Origin of the sequence: Chitinophaga sp., from assembly GCF_036566945.1 — a bacterium.
GTDB lineage: Bacteria > Bacteroidota > Bacteroidia > Chitinophagales > Chitinophagaceae > Chitinophaga.
In genome coordinates, this window is the sequence record NZ_DATCVJ010000510.1 from 1 (window position 1) to 6275 (window position 6275).

Below are 6275 nucleotides of genomic sequence, written 5' to 3' on the forward strand. Positions count from 1 at the left end.
GATTAAGAGCCGGTTGGGGTATTACCGGTAACCAGGAATTCCCTGCCGGAGCAGCACAGGCACAATATACCCTCACCCCTGGCAACAAAGCCAATCTGAGCAATGTAGCCAACCCTGATCTGAAATGGGAAGAATCCAAACAACTGAACGTTGGAGTAGATTTCGCCATCCTAAAAAACAGGTTAAGCGGTACAGTAGATTACTTCCTGAAAAATACCACCAATCTCCTGTTCAGCTTCCCGGCCATTCAACCAGCTCCGGCCTCCAGCTACTGGATTAATTTACCCGGTAAAGTGATGAATACAGGCGTGGAATTGTCACTCAAAGGTGCCATCGTTCAGAATAAAAACTGGCAGTGGAACCTGGGCGTGAATAGCACCTGGCTGAAAAACGAAATGTCTGGCTACTCCGGACCGACCGTAAATACTGGTTCTATTGATGGACAAGGTGTATCTGGTGTTACCTCACAGCGCCTGGCGAATGGCTATCCGTTAAACACTTTCTACCTGCGGAAATTTGAAGGCTTTGATGATAAAGGCATGAGCATCTATGCCAACGATGGTAAGACACTTTATTACATGACGAATCCCAATCCAAAAGTACTGCTGGGTGTAAATACCGATGTGCAGTATAAAAAATGGGGCCTGTCTGCCAGCTCTCATGGCGCATTTGGATTCCAGGTGTATAACAACACCGCCAACACCGTATTACCTATCGGCAACCTGGGTTCCAGAAATATTGCCAAATCACTGGTGGGTAATGGAGAATCACAAACCAACTCACCAGCCGCTTCTTCCCGCTACCTGGAAAATGGCAGCTTCCTGAAACTGGATAACCTGACCCTTTCCTACAACGTAGGACCTGTGGGCAAAGTATTCAGAGGAGCCGTTTTATCCCTGACCGGTCAGAATCTGTTTGTTATTACAAAGTATACCGGATTTGATCCTGAAGTAAATACAGATAAAAACATCAATGGTGTAAGCTCCTTTGGTATTGAGTATTCTCCTTACCCAACTGCCAGGTCCTTTATGTTTGGTGTAAACTTTACTTTATAATCTACTGCTAAAAAAGATCACAATGACGACGCAACATATATTCAAAACAGCCATGGTATTAGCCTGCACCGTTGGTTTTACGGCCTGCACGCTGAAGGAAGACCTGGGAAGTAATCTGAATCAACAACAGGCAGATTCCGTTATCCAGGCATCTCAGTTGTTAGGAAGTGCTTATGATAATTTGCAGAATGCCTACCAGGACTTTTCGCAAACCTGGGGGATGAGTGAAATCGCTACCGATGAAGCCCTTGGGCCCACACGTGGCGGAGACTGGGACGATAACGGTGTTTGGCGCGCCCTGCACCTGCATCAGTGGGATGCAGACCATGCGCATATACAAAATACTTTCAGTGCCCTGTTACTCGAGCAATTCAGTGCTACCAACGTATTATCTTTCCATCCTACATTAAGACAAGATGCAGAAGCCCGCTTTTTGCGTGCCTGGTCTATGTTTTCTGTGATAGATCTTTATGGCCAGGTGCCTTTCCGTAATCCGGGAGATAACCTGCTGGAAGCACCTAAAGTATACAATGCCGCTGATGGTGTGGATTTCCTCATCTCCGAGCTGAATGCGATTTTGCCTAATCTGCCGGATAAAGTAACCGCCAAGGATGCTTTCGTAGCTAACAAAGATGCTGCACGCTTCCTGCTGATGAAGATCTATCTCAACAAAGGCGCTTTCCTCAACAGGAAATCTCCCACTTTTGATGCCGCCGATATGCAAAAGGTAATTACGCTGGCAGACGAACTAACCGCCGCAGGCTATAGCATTCAGGCGAATTATTTTGAGAACTTCGCGAAAGATAATGATGTGAAATCTCATGAAAACATTTTCACGCAACAGAATGGTCCTGGTATCAGTAATACCCGTGCCGGTAACAACGTATACTGCCGCTGGATGTGCACCCTGCACTACAGCCAGAATCCAAGTGGCTGGAATGGTTTTACCACATTGTCTGATTTCTATAATTCCTTCGAAGCGACAGATACCCGCAGAGGTGGCGCTTATGCAGGTGTAACGAATGTTTCCGGTTTAAGAGTTGGTTTCCTGGTTGGTCAGCAATACGATCAGAATGGTAACAAAATCCTGGACAGAAGTCAACGTCCGCTTATTTTCACGCCTGAAGTAGAACTGAGAGCCACCGGCAGCCAGGTAGAAATGTCTGGTATCAGGGTTGTAAAATATCCACCTGATATGGGTTCTTCCGGTAGCGAGGCGACTAACGACTTTGTATTTTTCCGTTACGCAGATGCGTTGTTGATGAAAGCGGAAGCCCAGATCAGAACAGGAAGTGCAGGCGCTGCACTGTTGGTAGTAAATGATTTGCGTACCAAACGCGGTGCAACACCACTGCTCACGATTGATCTCACGCAACTGCTGGCCGAAAGAGGCCGTGAATTATACTGGGAAGGCTGGAGAAGACAAGATCTGATCCGCTTCGGTAAATTCCTCACACCATGGCAGCTGAAGCCAACAGACGATGAGAAAAACCTCCTGTATCCAATTCCTACCAGCGATCTCGCGGTAAATCCAAACCTGAAACAGAACCCAGGTTACTAATAATATTCTTTTGCCGCAGGCAGGATCTTTATGATCCTGCCTATCGGCAAAATTTCCTGCCACATACTGTTTATATAACTATTGCGCATGACATCCGTGATGCGATGGGGGAACTTTTTGCGTAGAAAATCAATCGTTCATATGTATACAAAAGCTCTGCTACGGCGCTCAGGATGGCTACTACTGCTGATTGCCTCCCTGTCAGTCCAGGCACAAAACCAGGTTAAAAAGATCGGCAAAATAAACACGGTCAAAATTTCCGGGCAGCAAATCAGCATCAGTGCAGAAAATGCGTTCGCGGAAATTACCGTGTACAGTCCAGCTGTTATCCGCGTAAGAATGGACCAGCATCCGCTACCCGCCGACTTTTCCTATGCCGTTATTGCCAAACCGGTTACTACCCGATTACAGACTACGCAAAATGATAGTGAAATTAAAGTCATCACGGACTCTTTACAATTGCGCATCACAAAAAATCCTTTTTCTGTCCATTTTTATACCCCTTCGGGAGAAGTGATTAACGAGGATGAAGCCGGGTTAACTACCTCCTGGATTGGAGATGATGTGACTACCTACAAAAAAATGCAGGAAGGCGAAAGATTCATTGGACTGGGAGAAAAAACCGGCAACCTGGATCGTAAAGGAGAAGGCTATACGAACTGGAATTCAGACAAGTTCGGATATGCTACCAATCAGGACCCTATCTATGCCACCATTCCTTTTTATGTAGGGATACATCATCATATTAACTACGGTATTTTCTTCGACAATACTTTCCAGAGCGATTTTAACTTCGGCGCCAGCAACAATCGATTTTCTTCTTTTGGTGCAAGAGGAGGGGAGATGAACTACTATTTTATCTATCATCCGCAAATGGCCGATATCATTGCTTCTTACACTGCCCTTACCGGTCGTATGCCAATGCCGCCCCTGTGGAGTCTTGGTTATCAGCAAAACCGCTATAGTTATTACCCCGATACGGAAGTATTGCGCATTGCACAAACCTTGCGGGAGAAAAAAATACCGGCGGATGGTATCACCCTCGACATCCATTATATGGATGCTTACAAGCTTTTTACCTGGAACAAAGATCGTTTCCCGAATCCTTCCCAGCTTACCAAACAGCTGGATAATATGGGATTCAAAATCACCGTAATTGTAGATCCAGGCATTAAAGTAGAAGAAAGATATGCCGCTTATGAAAACGGTAAAAAAGAAAATATCTTCATTAAATACAGTGATGGGCAAAACTATACCGGTCAGGTATGGCCCGGCTGGTGCCACTTTCCGGACTTTACCAGCGTAAAAGGCCGTGACTGGTGGAAGGGACAAATTAAATCGTATATGCGTGACGGTGTGCGCGGCATATGGAATGATATGAATGAAATAGCCACCTGGGGACAGAAGATGCCCGACAACGTGATCTTCGATTACGAAGGACATCCGGTAACCCATCAGCAGGCACACAATATATATGGTCTGCAAATGGTGCGCGCCAGTTATGAAGGTAGCAGGGAAGAACTGAAGAAACGTCCTTTTCTTTTAACGCGGGCTGCCTACGCAGGATCTCAACGCTACAGCGCCATATGGACCGGCGACAACCGGGCAGAAGAAGATCATATGTTATTGGGCGTTCGTTTACTGAATAGTTTAGGGGTGAGCGGTATGCCTTTTTCCGGTATGGACATTGGCGGTTTTACCGGCAACCCCACCGTGAGCCTGTATGCCCGATGGATGCAGATAGGCGCCTTTATTCCTTACTTCCGTAATCATACCGGCGTTAATACCAAATCATCCGAGCCCTGGGCTTATGGAGAAGAAGTACTGGAGATTACCCGCAACTACGTGAACCTGCGCTATCTTCTGCTTCCGTATCTCTACAGCTCCCTGAATGAAGCTACCCGCACCGGCATGCCGGTAATGCGCACCCTGGCCCTCACCAATACTTTTGATCCCAAAGTATATGATACCCGCTTCCAGAATCAATATGGATATGGCAGCGCTTTTATGATCGCACCTTTCGAGAGTACAAAAGAATTCGGTTCCATCTATTTCCCGGAAGGGAAATGGTATAATCTTTACAACGACAGTATCACCAACGGCAACCAGGAAGTGATTACTCCGCTGAACCTGAAAACACTGCCGGTATATGTAAAAGAAAGCAGCATTATACCTATGCAGTCGCTGATACAAAATACCGCTGAAAAGCCATCAGACACGCTGTTTCTGCACATCTACAAAGGCAATCAAACACACGCCTTTGTTTATTACGAAGATGACGGCGAAAGTTTCGATAATGAAAAAGGCGTTTTTTATCAACGCACCATCACCTACAACCCGGCAGACAAAAAAATTATACTGGAAAGAACAACCGGTAGTTATGCGTCTAAATTTCATCACATCAAATTGTTACTCCACGGATTTAATGAGCAAAAAAGTATAACCGTTAACGGTAGTCCGCTATCGTTGCAAACAAACGGCTATGCTTTCCTTTCGCCTATTTCCCGTTTTGACCCGCAAGGGTTTTCTATTCCGGCAGAGCGTTGTACTGTACAACAGGCAACCTTTGATAATGGTAATCAGCTCATTAACGTGGATTTGTAATAAAAGGAACGGCCCCCTGGATTTTCCGGGGGGTCTTCTTTATATTTGGGCATGAAATATTTAGCCTTTATTCTATTCATTGGACTTACTGCCTGTCATTCTTCTCCGAGTAAACAACCTATAACAGTAACGAATACACGTGATTCCATTTCCAACCCCGACTTACATCGGCTGCTTAGCCTCTACAATGATATAAATGCAGATACCCTGGAAGTAGCCTCGCAAACGGGTGAAGATGTAAGCGCCTGGAAATATAGTGGCACCCTGATCGATACTGCGCTCCTTCCCTTATTGCCCGCAGTGCTTCGCGTATATGAACCTTTCTTTTATGCCTGTTATAAATTTGATCTGGACACCAATACCATCGGTTTAATTACCAGAACCCCTTCTGAATACGAGTCTTCCTCCATCAAATTATTTGCCTTACATAAAAAAACCAATACCATTACTTTTGAAACGGAGCTGGCCGATTCCTGGGGAGATGCCGGCGACGCCGTAAACATAAGCTCCTGGCTATATCGTAATAAGGAAAGCCGCTGGATGGGCATCCTTGAAAAATCTAACTACAGTGAGGATTTAGAAGATACCACGGCGCCCATTTCAGAAACATACGACTACTACCATTTTAAATGGAACGGTAACCGGATTGATACTATCAGTACAGATAGTTCCACGCTGGTAGCGGTTTATAAACAGATTTCTCCAGAGAAGAAGAAATAAAAGATCCCCGTTCTGTAACAGGAGAAAGCAAGTTGATTTTAATCAAAACCCTGATATTCAATTACATGAAACCCCTTTATTCCTGGAAATCCCTTTTCTGACGCATACTCCCGCCTTTGACAAGGGTATGAACAAAGATGTTATCATCAGCACCGTATAGCAACCCTGCGAATAAATCGGTGAACTAATTTGGGGGTGACGACTGTGGTTAATTTTATGATAGAGCATAAATTTAAGGGGGGAAAACAGAAAACTTCTTTACGCTATAATTGATTATCAATTATAGCGTAAAGAAGTTTTTCTGATATTAAAGCGCTCATATTTTTAATGTGACA

Annotated in this window: 4 protein-coding genes; all 4 read left to right on the top strand. The window is 45.0% G+C overall.

Going from position 1 to position 6275, the window contains the following annotated elements:
- Nucleotides 1–1055 (top strand): TonB-dependent receptor domain-containing protein (locus tag VIP81_RS15555; protein ID WP_331962510.1); only part of this gene is annotated, 1055 nt, incomplete at its 5' end.
- 22 nt (nucleotides 1056–1077) lie between these two features.
- Nucleotides 1078–2616 (top strand): RagB/SusD family nutrient uptake outer membrane protein, encoded by a 1539-nt coding sequence (locus tag VIP81_RS15560; RefSeq protein ID WP_331962513.1) that lies wholly within the window; start codon nucleotides 1078–1080, stop codon nucleotides 2614–2616.
- A gap of 141 nt (nucleotides 2617–2757) precedes the next feature.
- Entirely contained in the window at nucleotides 2758–5220 is a 2463-nt protein-coding gene (locus VIP81_RS15565) for a TIM-barrel domain-containing protein (RefSeq protein WP_331962516.1), read from the top strand.
- 51 nt (nucleotides 5221–5271) lie between these two features.
- Nucleotides 5272–5940 carry a hypothetical protein gene (locus VIP81_RS15570; RefSeq protein WP_331962519.1) on the top strand — a complete coding sequence of 223 codons (669 nt, stop codon included), beginning with the start codon at nucleotides 5272–5274 and terminating at the stop codon, nucleotides 5938–5940.
- Nucleotides 5941–6275 lie beyond the last annotated feature (335 nt).